At 60.0% G+C, this 18,104-nt stretch carries 16 protein-coding genes and 1 pseudogene; 2 read left to right on the top strand and 15 right to left on the bottom strand.

Annotated elements, in window-relative coordinates; translation table 11 throughout:
- Nucleotides 1-70: 70 nt before the first annotated feature.
- The 5 genes from AC3WTM_RS00085 to AC3WTM_RS00065 all read right to left on the bottom strand — a co-directional run bounded on the left by AC3WTM_RS00085 (nucleotide 71) and on the right by AC3WTM_RS00065 (nucleotide 5,233).
- The gene (locus AC3WTM_RS00085) at nucleotides 71-805 is read right to left on the bottom strand and encodes an amino acid ABC transporter ATP-binding protein (protein ID WP_102670130.1); all 735 of its coding nucleotides are present in this window, start codon (nucleotides 803-805) and stop codon (nucleotides 71-73) included.
- Nucleotides 802-1,473 (bottom strand): amino acid ABC transporter permease, encoded by a 672-nt coding sequence (locus AC3WTM_RS00080; RefSeq protein ID WP_057716226.1) that lies wholly within the window; start codon nucleotides 1,471-1,473, stop codon nucleotides 802-804. Before AC3WTM_RS00080 ends, AC3WTM_RS00085 begins: the two co-directional genes overlap by 4 nt.
- Nucleotides 1,473-2,219 (bottom strand): amino acid ABC transporter permease, encoded by a 747-nt coding sequence (locus AC3WTM_RS00075; protein ID WP_102670129.1) that lies wholly within the window; start codon nucleotides 2,217-2,219, stop codon nucleotides 1,473-1,475. The genes AC3WTM_RS00080 and AC3WTM_RS00075 overlap by 1 nt, the downstream gene beginning before the upstream one ends.
- Nucleotides 2,220-2,412: 193 nt before the next feature.
- Complete coding sequence (locus AC3WTM_RS00070) at nucleotides 2,413-3,327, bottom strand: glutamate/aspartate ABC transporter substrate-binding protein (RefSeq protein ID WP_046041277.1); 915 nt, start codon at nucleotides 3,325-3,327, stop codon at nucleotides 2,413-2,415.
- A 277-nt stretch (nucleotides 3,328-3,604) separates the two neighbouring features.
- A complete protein-coding gene (locus AC3WTM_RS00065) occupies nucleotides 3,605-5,233 on the bottom strand; it encodes a glucan biosynthesis protein D (protein WP_102670128.1) in 1,629 nt (542 codons plus the stop codon).
- A 416-nt stretch (nucleotides 5,234-5,649) separates the two neighbouring features.
- Here AC3WTM_RS00065 and AC3WTM_RS00060 point away from each other — a divergent pair, with 416 nt between their 5' ends.
- Nucleotides 5,650-5,835: a hypothetical protein gene (locus AC3WTM_RS00060; protein ID WP_046041279.1), complete on the top strand. Its 186-nt coding sequence runs from the start codon at nucleotides 5,650-5,652 to the stop codon at nucleotides 5,833-5,835.
- Nucleotides 5,836-5,985: 150 nt separating this feature from the next.
- On the opposite strand, the gene AC3WTM_RS00055 is transcribed toward AC3WTM_RS00060, so the two are convergent.
- The 9 genes from AC3WTM_RS00055 to AC3WTM_RS00015 all read right to left on the bottom strand — a co-directional run bounded on the left by AC3WTM_RS00055 (nucleotide 5,986) and on the right by AC3WTM_RS00015 (nucleotide 17,001).
- On the bottom strand, nucleotides 5,986-6,492 hold the full coding sequence (locus AC3WTM_RS00055; RefSeq protein WP_102670126.1) for a BRO-N domain-containing protein: 507 nt from the start codon (nucleotides 6,490-6,492) through the stop codon (nucleotides 5,986-5,988).
- 406 nt (nucleotides 6,493-6,898) lie between these two features.
- A complete protein-coding gene (locus AC3WTM_RS00050) occupies nucleotides 6,899-8,383 on the bottom strand; it encodes an APC family permease (protein WP_102670125.1) in 1,485 nt (494 codons plus the stop codon).
- A 302-nt stretch (nucleotides 8,384-8,685) separates the two neighbouring features.
- Complete coding sequence (locus tag AC3WTM_RS00045) at nucleotides 8,686-10,110, bottom strand: gamma-aminobutyraldehyde dehydrogenase (RefSeq protein ID WP_102670123.1); 1,425 nt, start codon at nucleotides 10,108-10,110, stop codon at nucleotides 8,686-8,688.
- A gap of 165 nt (nucleotides 10,111-10,275) precedes the next feature.
- A complete protein-coding gene (locus tag AC3WTM_RS00040) occupies nucleotides 10,276-11,085 on the bottom strand; it encodes an ABC transporter permease (RefSeq protein ID WP_057716221.1) in 810 nt (269 codons plus the stop codon).
- Nucleotides 11,075-12,022: an ABC transporter permease gene (locus tag AC3WTM_RS00035; RefSeq protein ID WP_102670122.1), complete on the bottom strand. Its 948-nt coding sequence runs from the start codon at nucleotides 12,020-12,022 to the stop codon at nucleotides 11,075-11,077. The genes AC3WTM_RS00040 and AC3WTM_RS00035 overlap by 11 nt, the downstream gene beginning before the upstream one ends.
- Before the next feature lies 1 nt (nucleotide 12,023).
- Nucleotides 12,024-13,061, bottom strand: coding sequence for an ABC transporter ATP-binding protein (locus AC3WTM_RS00030; protein WP_102670121.1), 1,038 nt, complete (start codon nucleotides 13,059-13,061; stop codon nucleotides 12,024-12,026).
- 185 nt (nucleotides 13,062-13,246) lie between these two features.
- On the bottom strand, nucleotides 13,247-14,398 hold the full coding sequence (gene ydcS / locus AC3WTM_RS00025) for a putative ABC transporter substrate-binding protein YdcS (RefSeq protein WP_102670120.1): 1,152 nt from the start codon (nucleotides 14,396-14,398) through the stop codon (nucleotides 13,247-13,249).
- Nucleotides 14,399-14,481: 83 nt separating this feature from the next.
- Nucleotides 14,482-15,981 carry a gamma-aminobutyraldehyde dehydrogenase gene (locus AC3WTM_RS00020; protein WP_102670119.1) on the bottom strand — a complete coding sequence of 500 codons (1,500 nt, stop codon included), beginning with the start codon at nucleotides 15,979-15,981 and terminating at the stop codon, nucleotides 14,482-14,484.
- Between the two features lie 105 nt (nucleotides 15,982-16,086).
- Nucleotides 16,087-17,001 carry a LysR family transcriptional regulator gene (locus AC3WTM_RS00015; protein WP_057716216.1) on the bottom strand — a complete coding sequence of 305 codons (915 nt, stop codon included), beginning with the start codon at nucleotides 16,999-17,001 and terminating at the stop codon, nucleotides 16,087-16,089.
- Nucleotides 17,002-17,195: 194 nt separating this feature from the next.
- On the opposite strand from AC3WTM_RS00015, the gene AC3WTM_RS00010 reads away from it, so the two are divergent.
- Nucleotides 17,196-17,888: a tellurite resistance TerB family protein gene (locus AC3WTM_RS00010; protein WP_102670118.1), complete on the top strand. Its 693-nt coding sequence runs from the start codon at nucleotides 17,196-17,198 to the stop codon at nucleotides 17,886-17,888.
- 114 nt (nucleotides 17,889-18,002) lie between these two features.
- Here the strand turns inward: AC3WTM_RS00010 and AC3WTM_RS00005 are convergent.
- A pseudogene (locus AC3WTM_RS00005) lies at nucleotides 18,003-18,104 on the bottom strand (IS110 family transposase); the annotation flags it as partial.

Here is an 18,104-nt window from a genome sequence, read left to right as displayed (position 1 = left end):
TGGATGTACGCGGTGCCTTTGAGTACATCGCGAGCAAGCTCGCTCCTACAGGGGGAGGGGCGTACAGCTCTTAGTGCTGCAGAATCTTGTTGAGGAAGTGCTGCGTACGCTCCGCGCGGGCATTGATGTCACCGAAGAACTCTTCTTTCTTGCAGTCTTCGATGATCTTGCCCTGGTCCATGAAAATCACGCGGTCGGCCACTTTACGGGCGAAGCCCATTTCGTGGGTCACGCACATCATGGTCATGCCTTCGTGGGCCAGTTGCACCATCACGTCGAGCACTTCGTTGACCATTTCCGGGTCGAGCGCCGAGGTCGGTTCGTCGAACAGCATGACGATCGGGTCCATCGCCAGCGCGCGGGCAATCGCCACACGCTGCTGCTGACCACCGGACAGTTGGCCCGGGTGCTTGTGGGCGTGAGCCGAGAGACCGACGCGTTCGAGCAGTTGCAGGCCTTTCTTGGTGGCATCTTCCTTGCTGCGGCCCAACACCTTGATCTGCGCGATGGTCAGGTTTTCGGTGATGGTCAGGTGCGGGAACAACTCGAAGTGCTGGAACACCATGCCCACGCGCGAGCGCAGTTTCGGCAGGTTGGTCTTCGGGTCGGCGATGGAGGTGCCGTCGACCACGATGTCGCCTTTCTGGAACGGTTCCAGGGCGTTGACGCACTTGATCAGGGTCGACTTGCCGGAACCGGACGGCCCGCACACCACGATCACTTCGCCTTTCTTGACCTCGGTGCTGCAATCAGTCAGTACCTGGAAGTCCCCATACCACTTGTTGATGCTTTTGATAGAGATCATACGGCGAACCTTTTTTGCAGACGCTTGACCAGCTGCGAGGCGGCAAAGCTGATGATGAAGTACACGAGACCCGCGAAAATCAGGAACTCATTGGAGCGGCCAATGATGTCGCCACTGGCGCGCGAAGCATTGAGGAAGTCCACCAGACCGACGGCGTAGACCAGCGAGGTGTCCTGAAACAGGATGATGCTCTGTTGCAGCAACAGCGGCGTCATCTTGCGGAACGCTTGAGGCAGGATGATCAGGCGCATCATCTGCCCGTAACTCATGCCCAGCGCCTGGGCAGCGCCCATCTGGCCCTTGGGAATCGACTGCACACCGGCGCGGACGATTTCGCAGAAGTACGCCGCTTCGAACATCATGAAGGCCACGATGCACGAGGCGAACGCGCCGATCGGCGTGTCTTCGCCGGTGATCCAGCGCAGCACGAACGGTACCGCCAGGTAGAACCAGGTGATCACCAGCAGCAAGGGGATCGAGCGGAAATAGTTAACGTACGCGCCGGCGATGTTCGACAGCACTTTGTTGTGGGACAGACGCATCAACGCCAGGATGGTGCCCAGGATGATGCCGCCGATCACGCCCATGGCCATCAGCTTGAGGGTCATGATCATGCCGTTCCACAGGCCCGGCAGGGACGGGATGATGCCCGAGAAGTCGAATTCCATCATTTACCCCCTACGGAAATCAGGCCCGGTACGGCGACTTTCTTCTCGACCACGCGCATCAGCAACATCAGGCTCATGTTCAGGGTGAAGTAGATCAGCGTTGCCAGGGTGAAGGCTTCGAACAGGTTGGCGGAGAACTCGGCGGTCTGCTTGGTCTGCGCGAGCAGCTCCATCAAACCGATCAGCGAGGCCACGGAGGTGTTCTTGAAGACGTTCAGGAATTCCGAGGTAAGCGGTGGAATGATGATCCGGTAGGCCTGGGGCAGCAGCACGTTCCAGTAGATCTGCGGCAGCTTGAAACCCATGGCGCGGGCGGCGGATTCCTGGCCTTTTGGCAGGGCCTGGATACCGGTGCGCACCTGTTCGCAAACCCGGGCGGTAGTGAACAGGCCCAGGCACACGACGACGCTGAGGAAGGCCGAGGTGGTTGGGTTCAGATCCTGCTTGTACCACTCTTGCAGGTCGGCCGGCAGCAGGTCGGGTACCAGGAAGTACCAGATGAACAGCTGAACCAGCAGCGGCACGTTACGGAAGAGTTCGACGTAGCAGGTGGCGATGCCCGATACGATGCGGTTCGGCACGGTACGCATGACGCCCAGGATCGAGCCCAGTGTCAGGGCGATGATCCAGGCCGCGATGGCGATGGCGATGGTCCAGGCCAGACCGGTCACGTACCAGTCCAAATAGGTCTCGCTGCCCACGCCGGTGGACTTGAAGAACACGCCCCAGTCCCAGTTGTAATTCATTAGGGTCTCCCCTCAGTTCAATCGATGTACAAGTGCCCGCTTGGGGGAAGCTCCGTTCCCTCCTGTCCTTGAGGGACAGGCACACGCGCTCGGCTCGACAGCCACCGGTTCGAGTGTTTCCAAAAATGCCAGCAGGAATTGACCACCTCCTGAAAGGGTCAAGGCCCTCTCAGGAGATAAGGTTAGTCAGAAATCAGGACTTCTTGTCGTCAGCCGCTTTATCAGTCGGTTTGGCGATCAGGGCCTTGAGTTCGTCGCTCATTGGGAAGTTCAGGTTCAGGCCTTTTGGCGGGATCGGTTGCATGAACCATTTTTCGTAGATCTTGTTGATCTCGCCCGAAGCGTAGGTGGCCTTGATGGCGTCATCCACAGCCTTTTTGAACGGCTCGTCGCCTTTGCGCACCATGCAGCCGTAGATTTCGTAGGACTGTGGAGTGCCGGTAACGGCCCAGTCACTTGCCTTCTTGGCTTTGGCTGCTTCACCGGCCAGCAGGGCGTCGTCCATCATGAAGGCCACTGCGCGGCCGGTTTCCAGCATCTGGAAGGACTCGCCGTGGTCTTTGGCGGAGATGACGTTCATGCCCATCTGCTTGTCGGCGTTCATCGCTTTGAGGATGCGCTCGGACGTGGTGCCGGCGGTGGTCACGACGTTCTTGCCGGCCAGATCAGGGAAATCCTTGTACTTGGAGTCTGCCTTGGACAGCAGACGAGTACCGATTTCGAAGATGCCAACGGAGAAGTCAACTTGCTGCTGACGCTCGACGTTGTTGGTGGTGGAGCCGCACTCGAGGTCCACGGTGCCGTTCTGCACCAGCGGGATACGGGTTTGCGAAGTCACCAGGTTGTACTTGACCTGGAGGTTCGGCATGTCGAGGTCTTTTTTCAGCGCTTCGACGACTTTCAGCTGGATGTCGTGGGAGTAGCCGACCGGTTTGCCGGAAGCATCCGCGATATAGGAAAACGGAATGGAAGCGTCGCGATGGCCCAGGGTGATGGTGCCGGACTCTTTGATCTTCTTCAGGGTGCCGGTGAGTTCGGCGGCGAAAACTGGCGTGCTGATCAGAGCGGCAGCAATGGCTGCGCCCAGGATATGGGGAACGATGCGCATCAAATTTTCCTCGACTTTGTTTTTTTTATGGAGCCAGTTCATCGGCCCTTTTGTGCTGCAAAACACCTGAGCGCTACGATGAGTCGGCGCAAAGGACATTCGTCGAAGAAGTGTAGAGCATGACTCGTGCCAGACCAGTCATGATTAGTCAAAGTATTGATTTGTAAGGAAATTAAATATTTTTTGCGATGAAACTCCAGTGAAGTGATCCGGTTAACCGAACCGACCGTCAGGTCGCGTTCGGAAAACCGAATGGTGGCGGGGTGCTACCCGGTCATCAGGGGTATTTGCGCTTGTCCGGTGCTGGCGGGAAGTACTGGTACAACCAGGTTTCACTCAGCGTGCGGTCGTTGGTGCGGATGAACAGGCGCAGTTCGACAGGCTCGACGCTGTCATTGGTCGGGTACCAGTCAAACAGGATGCGGTAGCCCTTGATGTCATCGAGCTTGAGAACGCTGAAATCCTTGACCTCGCCGTTAGAGCAAGTGACTACAGGCTCGATGCCCGCGCCTTCAGGCAAGCGGTCCAGGCCACCGCCGGTGAAGTCCACGGCAAAACGACGGGCCCAGACTGGCGGATAGTGTTCGCCCGGCGCCCAGCCTTCGGTGAAGCCGCCCATCCCGGAGCGGGTCGCATTGACCCGTGCCAGCGGCGTTCCGACTGGCGGCAATGCGCTCCAGTACAGCTTGTAGCCATAGTTCAGCGAGTCGCCGGCCGCCACCGGTTTCTTCGGCGTCCAGAAGGCGACGATGTTGTCCATGGTCTCGCCGGTTGTCGGGATCTCCAGCAGATCGACCGAGCCTTCGCCCCACGCCGTGGTCGGTTCTACCCACAGGCTTGGGCGACGGCTGTACCAATCGACGGTGTCCTGATAGCTGGCGAACTCATGGTCGGTCTGCACCAGGCCGAAGCCCTTCGGGTCGGTATCGGCGAAGGCATTGAATTGCAGGGTGGCCGGGTTGTTCAGCGGGCGACAGATCCACTCGCCGTTACCGCGCCACATGGCCAGGCGGTCGGAGTCGTGGATTTGCGGGTGAATGGTGTCGCACATCCGGCGCTCGTGGGTGCCGCAACTGAACATGCTGGTCATCGGCGCGATGCCCAACTGGTCGATGGCGGTGCGTGCGTTGACGTGGGCATCGACCTCCATCACCACGCGCTCGGCCTGGCAGTCGATATCGAAGCGGTAGGCACCGGTGGCGCTCGGCGAGTCGAGGAGGGCGTAGACCACGAAGCGGGTGCTGTCCTTGTTCGGAGTCTCGAACCAGAACTTGGTGAAGTCGGGAAACTCTTCGCGTTTCTTGGCGTAGGTGTCGATCGCCAGACCGCGGGCCGACAAACCGTACTGGCCGGTGGCGTCCACCGCACGGAAGTAACTGGCGCCAAGGAAAGACACGACATCATGCTTGTCCAGTTCCGGGGCCTTGAACAGCTTGAAGCCGGAGAAACCCAGATCGCCCTTGAGCTGTGCGGTGTCGACCGTGGTGTTTTCATAGTTGAACAGCGACGGGCGGAAATGCACCTCGCGGGCCATCCGGGTTTTCGGATCGACGCTGTACATGCGCACCGGCTGCTTGAACCCCATGCCGACGTGGAAGAACTGCACGTCCAGCTGCCCGTTGTTTTCTTTCCACAACGAATGATTGCCGTCGTAGCGAATCGCATTGAAGTTCTGCGGCGTCATGGTCGCCAGGGTCGGCGGCAATTGTTGCTTGGTGTCCTGGTAGCGATTGCTGGCGAGCTGTTTGGCCTGGAGCTTCAGCGCCTCGAAATCGAACGCGGTGGCCTCGCCATCAGCGGTGCCACCGCTGGCGGCCCAGGCCTTGGCGGCCAACAGGCCCGTGGCGGACAAACCGGTGTAGGCCGCGATGGCCATGGAGGCTTTGAGCAAGTTCCTGCGGTGCATAAATACAACCTGTCGTGAGCAATCCCGCGCCGTTCCTGGCACGTGCTGGATCAGAAATATCGGTTCGGACATGCCTTCGGCCAAACGCAACGGACTTTTAAACAGATGCTCGACAGCTTAAACCGTTCGAATGCGGAGCAAAATTGATTGATGGCACTGCGCTGGCTCGGCAATGAAACAAGACATGTCGGGAAACAATTCCGACAGGGGTTTCTGATTTAGAGGGCATTTCTGCTTTTTTCGACTAATTACTCTAAAAACCGCTTTTCAGCGCCCGGATTATTTCTATTCTGTGCACATGACCGGTTTAAGCCCGAAAGACCGGTGCGGTTCAGTCGGCACGATGCGGCTGCCGAAAAGAGGTAGGGCGATGCGGTTTTTTGCAGTTTTCTTTGACGTTTAGAAGGACATCGTCCATGTCGAAAGTACAAGGCATCACCGAAATGTTGGGGATTTTTCCGTGTCTGGCCCTGGGGCGAAGAAGGCGCCGGCTCAATAGCGAGGAAATGAAACTGGTGGAACGCTATCGGGAGCTGTCGGAGAGCGACAGGATTGCGATGAGGTATCTGGTGGACGCGATGAGGAGTGTTTCGCGGTTTTGAGTGGACCTGGAGCAGTAATGTAGGAGCGAGCCTGCTCGCGATGGTCGTTAACGATGACGCGTCCATTCTGGATGTACGCGGTGTCTTTGAGTCCATCGCGAGCAGGCTCGCTCCTACAGTTTCCCTTTTTGATCGGCTCGATTTATCCCTTCAACGACAAGTGCCAGCGATTGGGAAGGGACGTTGCACCTGCATCAAATCAGGCATGTCTCGCCACTTGATCCAGGCGTGGTGCTGGTAATGCAGCAAGGGCACCGAAACTCCGGCCCAATTCAAGGAACTCAGGCTTGGCAGGTTCTCCACAGGCTCTGATTTCGCATCACGCAGCGAAGGTATGACTTCGTTGCTCAGCCATTGGCGCAGGTTGCGGTTTTCCGGGACGAAGTGGTGAACCAACAGGGCGTACATGCCTGATTCGCTGACCATCAGGGTTTCGACCGTTTTGCCGTCTTTGCGCAGCCAGACGGTGCGACGTTGGTCTGCGTCGAGTTTCAGGGTCAAGCGTTCATTGAGTGATTTGCCCATCAGGCGACCCAGATCCTGGGCACAGAACCAGGCTTGATTGTCTTGCATGAAAGTGTGGAGGAAGCGGTTGTGGCGGGTGAAGACAGTGGGATCGAAATAGGGAAGAGGCGAGCCTTGAGGATGCATTGGCATGACGTGATTTCCGTTTTGGCTTGGAAAGTCGCCACCAACCCTTCGACAGGTTGGGTGGCGGACCGAGTGGCGTTCGAAGTCGGGACACTTCCAAGTCAAAACGGAAGCCGAAAGGCCCGCGCCACACGGCCCGCCATAATGCAGAACTGAAGGCATAAAACAGCCACAGTTCTATGGGGGCACACGAGCACCGTTTTGACTTGTTCCGGCTTCGACTCCGGGCCGCTGATTTGGCAGCGACGGAACAAAGCCTATCGGTCAGGCGCTCGCGGCGCCAAGTCTACTCTGGCGACGCGTGTTGTAGGAATCGAGGGTTTTTCAGGCAGGCTGTGCCTATAGGAAGTTCCTGTTTTTGCACTGGACAGAACTCGCCCCGAGATCGCACTTGGTCCCGGGGCGATTTTCATTAGTGAGTAACCTTCCAGGCGTCCCCCGCAGGCGCCGTACCGTGGTCATACGGCTTGGCGATCCACATATAGAGCAGGCCCAGGCCAATTACGATGGCGGTACTTAGCACCATCGCGTAGTTGATGTACCACGCGGCATCCGGGGTGCGTGGCCAGGCCATGTTGATGATGGCACCGACACCATAGACCAGCGCGCCGATGTTCACCGCCCAGCCCCAGGCGCCGAGAGTGAATTTGCCGCTCGGTTTCCAGCCCTTCATGCGGGCGTACAGGGCCGCGAGTACGATCATCTGGAACGCCAGGTAGATGCCGATGGCCGCGAAACTGACGATGGTGGCGACCGCGTCTTGCAGGAAGAAGCCGAGGATGATGATGAGTGCCGGCAGGACACCGGACACGAACAGCGCGGCAACTGGAACCTGAGTCGTAGGGGAAATCTTCTTCAGCAGTCGGCTGCCGATGAGCATTTCGTCACGGGCGTAGGAATACAGCAGACGACTGGCCGCCGCTTGCAGGCTGATCACGCAGGAGATGAAGGAGATCATCACCACACCCATCACCACTTTCGAACCAACCGGGCCGAAGGCGTTGTTGAGGATGGTGGTGACCGGGTCCTTGTCGGTGCCGTTGATCACCGCTTGCATGTCCGGCACGGCGAGGATCAGCGCCAGGCAGGCGAACATCGCTGCGATGCCGCCGATGTAGATGGTCATGCGCATGGCCACCGGGATTTTCTTGCTCGGGTTCGGGGTTTCTTCGGCCACATCGCCGCAAGCCTCGAAGCCGTAATACAGGAACATCCCCGCCAACGACGCTGTGAGGAAGGCCGGCAGGTACGAGCCGTCGACGCTGATGTCGAAGGTGTTGAACAACACGCTGATGGGTTGATGACGCTCGAAAATAAGCAGGTAAACGCCGACGATCACCGCGCCCACCAGTTCGCAGAGGAAGCCGAACATGGCAATGCGCGCCAGCACTTTGGTGCCACTGAGGTTGACCAGGGTGGCGAACAGCGTCAGCACCAGGGCGATGACAATGTTGGTGTTGTTGTTCGGTTCAAAGCCCATCATGGCGGCTAGGTACGGACCGGCTCCCACGGCAACCGCCGCGATAGTGACGCACAGGGCGATGGAGTAGATCCAGCCGACCATCCACGCCCACCGTTTGCCAACCAAGCGACGAGCCCACGGGTACACGCCACCGGAAATCGGGAACTGCGAAACCACTTCACCGAAGATCAGGCACACCAGTAATTGGCCGCAACCGACCAGCAAATAGGCCCAGAACATTGGTGGCCCGCCTGCGGCCAGGCACAGGCCGAACAGGGTATACACCCCGACCACCGGGGACAGGTAGGTGAAGCCCAGGGCGAAGTTTTCCCACAGGCTCATGCTGCGATTGAAATTGGAGGTGTAACCCAGTTTGCGTAGTTGCTCGGCATCGCTGTCGGCAAGGGCTACAGAGAGATCAGGTGATGCACTCATGTGTGATAGCTCCGGAAAATCGGCAGATTTCGGATGTCCGAAACCGTGACGGGGCCTTGAAGGCACCGCCCGGATCGGTGGTTATTGTTTTGTCTTCTTTGGGGTGGAGCCTGGTGGTGCGTACTGCCGGTTTCTGCCTTGAAACCGAGGTGACCCATTCGCTGCAGGAGCAGCCGGTCGACGTTCGATTGCTCGCGAAAAACCTGAGGACACCGCGGGGCGTCAGGATCCCCGCGTCAACGTTGACGTCCATCGTCGGAACGCCGCCCGGAGCAAGCTCGCTCCTACAGGCGATGCTTTTCTTAGTGCTTGAACATCACATGCCGCACAACGGTGTAGTCCTCCAGCCCATACATGGACATGTCCTTGCCATAGCCCGACAGTTTCTGACCGCCGTGGGGCATTTCGCTAACCAGCATGAAGTGCGTATTCACCCAGGTGCAGCCGTACTGCAAACGTGCTGACAGGCGATGGGCGCGGCCGACGTCGGTGGTCCACACGGAGGAGGCCAGGCCGTAGTCCGAATCGTTGGCCCAGCCCAGCACTTGGGCTTCATCGGTGAATTTGGTTACCGACACCACTGGTCCGAACACTTCGCGGCGGACGATTTCGTCATCCTGCTGCGTATCGGCCAGCACGGTCGGCTCAAAGAAGAAACCACTGCCTTCAACCGCCTTGCCGCCAGTGATCAAGCGGATGTGCGGCTGGGCGATGGCGCGCTCGACGAAGCCGGCAACGCGGTCGCGGTGTTGTGCGGTAATCAGCGGGCCGAGTTCGGTCGACGGATCATCCTGCAAGCCGTACTTGATGCTGCTGACGGCGGCGCCGAGCTTCTCCACGAACTTCTCGTAGATGCCTTCCTGGGCATAGATGCGGCAGGCGGCGGTGCAGTCCTGGCCTGCGTTGTAGAAACCGAAGGTGCGAATGCCTTCGACGGCGGCATCGATGTCGGCGTCGTCGAAGATGATCACCGGGGCTTTGCCGCCCAGTTCCATGTGCATGCGTTTGACGGTGTCGGCGGTGCTGGAAATGATGTTCGAACCGGTGGCAATCGAACCGGTCAGCGACACCATGCGCACTTTCGGGTGAGTGACCAATGGGCTGCCGACAGTAGGGCCACGGCCGAACACCAGGTTGAGTACGCCGGCCGGGAAGATATCCGACGCCAGTTCAGCCAGGCGCAGGGCTGTCAGGGGAGTCTGTTCCGACGGTTTGAGCACCACGGTATTACCGGCGGCGAGGGCCGGGGCGATTTTCCAGGCGACCATCATCAATGGGTAGTTCCACGGCGCAATGGAGGCGATCACGCCCACCGGATCTCGACGGATCATCGAGGTGTGACCCGGCAAGTATTCGCCACCGGCCGAACCACTCATGCAGCGGCTGGCGCCGGCGAAGAAACGGAACACGTCGGCAATTGCCGGGATCTCGTCGTTCAGCGCAGCGCTGTAAGGCTTGCCGCAGTTGTTCGATTCCAGTTTGGCCAGTTCTTCGCCGTGGGCTTCGATGGCATCGGCGAGTTTGAGCAGCAGCAGCGAGCGCTCTTTCGGCGGGGTATGCGACCAGCTGTCGAACGCAGCGTCGGCGGCGCGCACGGCGGCATCGACCTGGGTTTCGCTGGCTTCGTTGATTTCTACCAGCACACTACCCAGCGCCGGGTTGTACACAGGTTGGGCGGGGCCTTCGCCGTCGAGCAGTTGGCCGTTGATCAGGAGTTTGGTTTGCATGTTCATGTCCTCTTTGGCGCTTTTATTGTTCTGTCGGAACCCGGACCTGTAGGAGCGAGCTTGCTCGCGAAGGATGCAAGGGCGCCGCGTGCATCCAGGCAACCCTTGTCATCGTTAACGTTTTTCGCGAGCAAGCTCGCTCCTACAGGAGATGTTGGTTATTGGTTACTTACCGCCACTCCCCGCCACGCTCTCACCACCACGGGTCAGGTAATAAGCGCCGAGGATCGGCAGCATGGTCACCAGCATCACCAGCATCGCCACGACGTTGGTCACCGGTACGTCCCGTGGGCGGCTTAGCTGGTTGAGCAGCCATAGCGGCAGGGTGCGTTCATGGCCGGCGGTGAAGGTGGTGACGATGATTTCGTCAAACGACAGGGCAAACGCCAGCATGCCGCCGGCCAGCAATGCCGAGCCGAGGTTCGGCAGGATGATGTAGCGAAAGGTCTGCCAGCCGTCGGCGCCAAGGTCCATCGATGCCTCGATCAAGCTGTGTGAGGTGCGGCGCAAGCGGGCGATGACGTTGTTGTAGACGATCACCACACAGAAGGTCGCGTGGCCGACGATGATGGTGAACATCCCCGGCTCGATTCCCAGGGTCTTGAAGGTCGCCAGCAACGCGATCCCGGTGATGATCCCCGGCAGGGCAATCGGCAGGATCAGCATCAGCGAGATGCCTTGTTTGCCGAAGAAGTCCCGGCGGTACAACGCGGCCGAAGCCAATGTGCCAAGGACCATGGCGATCAGGGTGGCAATCGAGGCGATCTGCAACGACAGCTTGATGGCCTCGAGTACGTCCGGCCGCGAGAACGCCACGCCGATCCACTTCCAGGTGAAACCCTTGGGTGGAAAGCTGAACGCCGCGTCTTCGGTGTTGAAGGCGTACAGGAAGATGATCAGGATCGGGAAGTGCAGGAATACCAACCCACCCCAGGCGGCGAGGCGCAGGCCGAGGGAAGCTTTGTCAGAGTGCATCGAAGGCCCCCAGTCGTTTGACGATGGACAGGTAAATGGCGATCAGCACGATCGGCACCAGGGTGAAGGCAGCGGCCATCGGCATGTTGCCGATCGCGCCTTGCTGGGCGTACACCATGCTGCCGACGAAGTAGCCGGGCGGGCCGACCAGTTGCGGCACGATGAAGTCGCCCAGGGTCAGCGAGAAAGTGAAGATGGAACCGGCCGCAATGCCCGGGATCGACAGCGGCAGAATCACCTGCATGAAGGTCTGGCGCGGCTTGGCGCCGAGGTCGGCGGAGGCTTGCAGCAGCGAAGGCGGCAGGCGTTCCAGCGAGGCCTGGATCGGCAGGATCATGAACGGCAGCCAGATGTAGACGAACACCATGAAGCGCCCCAGGTGTGAGGTCGACAAGGTGCTACCGCCAACTCCCGGAATGCCCAGTACGAACTGCAGGAACGGCTCCAGCCCCAGGTGCTGCACGAACCACTGCGCCACGCCGCCCTTGGCCAGCAGCAGTGTCCAGGCGTAGGCCTTGACGATGTAACTGGCCCACATCGGCATCATCACTGCGATGTAGAAAAACGCCTTGGTCTTGCCGGTGGTATAGCGCGCCATGTAATAGGCAATCGGGAACGCAACGATGGCGCTGGCAATCGATACGGCAATCGCCATGCCCAGGGTGCGCAGGATGATGTCGAAGTTCGACGGCTGGAACAGCGCGGTAAAGTTCGCCAGGGTCAGGTCAGGGGTGACCGCCATGGTGAAGTCATCGAAGGTGTAGAAACCTTGCCACAGCAAGACCAGCAATGAACCCAGGTAGATCGCGCCGAACCACAGCAACGGCGGCACCAGCAGCATCGACAGGTACAGGTTCGGCCGGCGATACAGCAGGTTGGAAAACCTGCGCAACGGCGAGCCGCCTGACGAGGTTTGAGAAATAGCCAAGGTGCTCATCTCACACCCCGCCTGCAACGGTGTCGTGTAACGGAATCATTGCCTCGCGCGCCCAGCGTGCGCTGATGCGCTGTCCGGTCTGGTGCTGTGCACTGGTGTCCAGCCACTGGTTGTTGGCCTTGCTGATGTTCAGGGTCTGGCCGTTTTCCAGTTTCAGCTCATAGCGAGTCGCACTGCCCTGGTACTGGATATCGTGCAGCAGTCCGCTGACTTCGATTTCGTGGCTGGCCAGCGGGCCTTCGGCGAATCGCACGTGTTCCGGGCGAATCGAAAATGGCTGCGGATTGCCACTGAGTTGCTTGGCCAGATCGCCGCGAATCACGTTGGAGGTGCCAACGAATTCCGCCACGAAGGTGGTGGCCGGTTTCATGTACAGGTTGCGCGGACTATCGACTTGTTCGATGCGGCCCTTGTTGAATACGGCCACGCGGTCGGACATCGACAAGGCTTCGGTCTGGTCGTGGGTGACGAAAATGAAGGTGATGCCGAGCTGGCGTTGCAGCTTCTTCAGCTCGCCCTGCATTTGCTCGCGTAACTTCAGGTCGAGGGCGCCGAGGGGTTCGTCGAGCAGCAGCACTCGTGGACGATTGACCAGGGCGCGTGCCAGGGCCACACGCTGGCGCTGACCGCCGGAGAGTTGCACCGGCTTACGCTCGCCGTAGCCACCGAGGGCGACCATGTCGAGGGCCTCTTCGGCGCGCTTGAGACGTTCGGCCTTGCCGACGCCTTTGACTTTCAAGCCGTAGGCGACGTTGTCGCGAACGTTCATGTGTGGGAACAACGCGTAATCCTGGAACACGGTGTTCACGTCACGCTGGTACGGCGGCAGGCCGGCGGCCTCCTCGCCATGAATACGGATGGAGCCCGCGCTCGGTTGTTCAAAACCGGCAATCAGGCGCAAACAGGTGGTCTTGCCCGAGCCGGACGGCCCCAGCATGGAGAAAAACTCGCCGTCCTGGATGTCGATGGAAACCCGGTCTACGGCTTTCACTTCGCCGAATTGACGGGAAACGTTGGTGAACTGGACTGCAAGCGTCATGGTGCGGTGCTCCAAAAAGGCGAAGGCCGTCGCAGCGGCCCTGCCTGGACTTCTGAAAAACGAACATCGGGTTTCTGCACTTCTGTGGGAGCGAGCTTGCTCGCGATGGCGGAGTGTCAGTCAGCAACAATATTGACTGTAATGCCCCCATCGCGAGCAAGCTCGCTCCCACAGGGGAGGGCGGGTTATCTACCGCCCATGATCGCGATGTAGTCTTGGGTCCAGCGGCTGTACGGCACGAACTTGCCGCCTTCAGCCTGCGGGGTTTTCCAGAAGGCGATCTTGTCGAACTGGTCGAAACCGTTGGTCTTGCAGCCTTCGGCGCCGAGCAATTCACTGCCCTGGCACGCTGCCGGCACCGCTGGCAACGAACCGAACCAGGCCGCTACGTCACCCTGGACTTTCGGTTGCAGCGACCAGTCCATCCACTTGTAGGCGCAATTGGGGTGCTTGGCTTCGGCATGCAGCATGGTGGTGTCGGCCCATCCGGTGGCGCCTTCTTTCGGGATTGTCGAGGCGATTGGCTGCTTCTCGTTCATCAGGCCGTTGACCTGATACGGCCAGGCACCGGAGGCGACCACGCCTTCGTTCTTGAAGTCGCTCATTTGCACGGTGGTGTCGTGCCAGTAGCGGTGGATCAACGGCTGCTGGGCACGCAGCAGATCGAGCACGGCCTTGTACTGGGCTTCGGTCAGTTCGTACGGGTTCTGGATGCCCAGTTCCGGTTTGGCTGACTTCAGGTACAGCGCCGCGTCGGCGATGTAGATCGGGCCGTCATAGGCCTGCACGCGACCCTTGTTCGGCTTGCCGTCCGGCAGGTTTTCCGCGTTGAATAACACGCCCCAGCTGGTGGGCGCGGTCTTGAATACGTTGGTGTTGTACATCAGCACGTTCGGGCCCCATTGATAAGGGGTGCCATAGGTCTGTTTGTTGACCACGTACCAGGGGGCATCCTTGAGGCGCGGGTCGAGGTTCTTCCAGTTCGGGATCAACGCGGTGTTGATCGGCTGCACGCGCTTGCCGACGATCAGGCGCAGGGAGGCATCGCCGGACGCCGTGACCAGGTCGTAGCCGCCCTTGGCCATCAGGCTGACCATTTCATCGGAGGTGGCGGCGGTCTTGACGTTGACCTTGCAGCCGGTTTCCTTCTCGAAACCGGTCACCCAGTCGTAGGCCTTGTCGCTCTCGCCACGTTCGATGTAGCCGGGCCAGGCCACAATATCCAGTTGGCCTTCGCCCGCCCCGACAGCTTTGAGCGGCTCGGCGGCCTGAACACTGGCGCTGGCCAGCAGCGCGGTGGTGATTGCACTGAGCAGTGCGGTCTTGTGCACGAACATGGGAATTCCCTCTTCTTTAAATTATGGTCGGGGCAGTTGTGAACGTGGTGAAGCATGCCGTTGGAGGCTTGTTATAAGCGTAGTCAGAGATGCTCGCCATGGCGGGCCATGATGTGTCGCACCACGCTGTAGTCCTGAAGCGAATCGCTGGACAGGTCCTTGCCGTAGCCCGAGCGTTTCAAGCCGCCGTGGGGCATTTCGCTGACCAGCATGAAGTGGCTGTTGATCCAGGTGCAGCCGTACTGCAAGCGCGCCGCGACTTGCATGGCCTTGTCGAGGTTCTGGGTCCAGACCGACGAGGCCAGGCCGTATTCCGAGTCGTTAGCCCAGTCCACCGCTTGTTCCAGCTCATCGAAGCGGGTCACGGTGACCACCGGCCCGAACACTTCGCGCTGGACGATCTCGTCACTTTGCTTGCAACCGGCGAGCAGGGTCGGTTGGTAATAGAAGCCGGCGCCGGAGTGCGCCGCGGCACCGGTCACCCGCTCGATGTGCGGCTGGCCTAAGGCACGTTCGACGAAACTGGCTACGCGGTCGCGTTGGCGGGTACTGATCAGCGGGCCGATTTCGTTGTCGGCATCGCGCTTGCCGGCGAAGCGCAGGCTGCTGACGGCCGCACCGAGTTCGGCCACCAGGCGGTCATGAATCCCGGCCTGGGCGTAAATGCGGCAAGCGGCGGTGCAATCCTGGCCGGCGTTGTAGTAGCCGTAGGTGCGTACGCCTTCGACCACTGCTTGAATGTCGGCATCGTTGCAGACGATCACCGGGGCCTTGCCGCCGAGTTCGAGGTGGGTGCGCTTGAGTGTCTTCGACGCGGCCTGGAGAATTTTTTGGCCGGTGACGATATCGCCGGTCAGCGACACCATGCGCACTTTAGGATGGCTCACCAGGTGGCTGCCGACGCCTTCGCCGCCACCGCAAACGATGTTGATTACACCGCGCGGCAGGATCTCGGCCAGCGCTGGCGCCAGGGCCAGGATCGACAGCGGCGTGTGTTCCGACGGCTTGAACACCAGGGTGTTGCCAGCGGCGAGGGCCGGGGCGATTTTCCACGCGGCCATCATGATCGGGTAGTTCCACGGCGCAATCGACGCCACGACCCCGATAGGATCGCGCCGGACCATGCTGGTGTAGCCCGGCAGGTATTCGCCGCTGAGCTGGCCGGTCTGGCAGCGCACGGCACCGGCAAAGAAGCGGAACACATCGACTGTGGCATTGAGGTCATCTTGACGGGCCAGGTGCAGCGGCTTGCCGCAATTCAGGGCTTCGAGACGGGCGAGATGGTCGGCGTTTTTTTCGATGGCGTTGGCGATGTCCAGCAGCAGGTTTGAGCGCTGTTGTGGCGTGGTCCGCGACCAACCGGCAAAGGCGCGGTGGGCGGCGAGGATGGCTGCTTCGACTTGTTCGGTGCTGGCTTCGGCGATTTGCGTCAGGATTTCGCCGGTGGCCGGATTGATGATGGGTTCGGCACAGCCTTGCCCTGCGACTAATTCACCATCGATCAACAAGGCGGTGAACAACGGGGTCTGCGCGCCAGCCATTTTTCGGGTTCTCGTTTTTTGTGTGGCTTGTTGTGTAGACATGGCAGCGCTCCCTGTGACTGGGGCCCGGCCGTCTTTATTAGATGCAACAAGACTAGTTCGCGGACCCGAGGACAACAAATACTAAATACTGAAGGTAGCGTTCGATTAAATAGATGGCTTGCGCCCGCCATGGGGTTGTTCGCGTGCGACCGTGAGGAACGGGTCCACCAGTGCCGGCCGCGCGGTGCCGCGACGCCAGGCCAGGCCGACATCCAGGGTCTGGCTGAGGTCGGCGATCGGCCGCGCTTCGATGATGTCGCCCTCCAGTGACCAGGGGCGATAGGTCATGTCGGGCTGGATCGATACGCCCAGGCCAGCGGCCACAAGGCTTCGCACCGCTTCGGTCGAGGCCGTGCGCAGGGTGATGCGCGGTTGCAGGGAGGCGGCAGACCACATACGTTGGGCATTGCGGTCCATTTCATCGACGTTCAGTTGAATCAATGGCTCGCGGGCCACGTCGGCGAGGTTGATGCTGTCGTGTTCCAGCAGCGGGTGCTGGGCCGGCAGCCATAGCCGGTGCGGCGAGCGGGTCAACACTTCGGTCTGCAATGCGTGGCGGTCTTCGAGGTTGGACAGGATCAATACGCCGACATCGATCTCGCCGCTGACCAGCAAATGCTCGATGTACGGGCGCTCATCCTCCATCACGCGGATTTCCACGTTGGGGTAGGCACGCTGGAAACGGGTGAGCAAATCCGCCAGGTAATAACCGGCCACCAGGCTGGTCACGCCGACGATCAGTTGCCCGGCGACCTGGTCGGTGCTCTGTTGCAGGCTGCGCTTGGCGTTATCCACTGTGGCCAGGATCAAGTGCGCCTGACGCAGGAATTGATGCCCCTGGTGGGTCAGCGTCATGCCCTTGGCATGGCGGCTGAACAGACTGACGCCGATTTCCTCCTCCAGTTGCTGGATTGCCAGGGTCAGGGTCGACTGGGAAATGAACGCGGTTTGTGCGGCGGCCGAGATCGAGCCGGTCTCGGCCACGGCGATGAAATGACGGATCTGACGCAAGGTCATCATGGGGAAGCACCCGGTGGGCTGTTTTTATAGATTGGAGAGAGTGTATATCGTTTTTTCTGATGGGTCGGCGCAAGCGGCAATGGGCGCATTGAGGGAGTGCAACATCTGGAAGCACTCTCGCCCACGGGGCGTGGGCACTTTCGTTTTAGGCTGGTGGTCTTGGTTTCAGGTTAAACGTCTTGTGGAGGCGGTAAATGAATACCCGTGGATTGCTCGATCAACTACTCAAGTCCGGCCAGGACCTGTTGCAGAACAAGGCCGGCAGCCCGCAGCAAAAGGGCGCGAGCGGTGGCAACGGAGGCCTCGGCAGTTTGCTCTCCGGGGCGAGTGGCGGGGCATTGGCGGCAGGCGCCATGGGCTTGCTGCTCGGTAGCAAAAAGGCCCGTAAAGTCGGGGGCAAGGTCGCGGTCTACGGCGGTCTCGCCGCGTTGGGCGTGCTGGCCTATAAAGCCTACGGGAACTGGCAGGCGCAGCAGGGCGGTGCGGCCGGTGCACAACCGCAAACCCTGGACCGCGTACCGGACGCGCAAGTCGAGCTGCACAGTCAGGCGATTCTCAAGGCGCTGGTGGCCGCGGCCAAGGCTGACGGTCATGTCGATGAGCGTGAGCGTGCCTTGATCGAAGGCGAATTCATCCGTCTCGACAGCGATCAGGAGCTGCAACACTGGCTGCACGCCGAACTCAACAAGCCACTGGACCCGAGCGATGTCGCCCGCGCCGCCCGTTCCCCGGAAATCGCCGCCGAGATGTACATCGCCAGCGTGATGATGGTGGACGAGGAAAACTTCATGGAGAAGGCCTATCTCGATGAGCTGGCGCGGCAGCTCAAGCTGGAACCGGGGTTGAAAGCCGAGCTTGAGAAGCAGGTTCGCCAGGCTTCCCTGTAATTCTTCAGACTGTATTCGCGAGCAGGCTCGCTCCCACATCAGGTCTTCAGTGCTCACGGATTCTGCATACACCAGAGACTCAATGTGGGAGGTTCTATGGTTGAGGGAAAGCCCTCAACTGGCTTTTGGCTGATATTCGCTTTGCCCTTTCAGCAAGGCGAATACCACCCGAGCAAGCTTGCGAGCCAGCATCACCAACGCCTGAGTGGTGCTGAA

Source organism: Pseudomonas sp. EU05-FHT14B02 (assembly GCF_058791055.1).
This window is presented reverse-complemented; position numbering and strand designations above follow the sequence as displayed.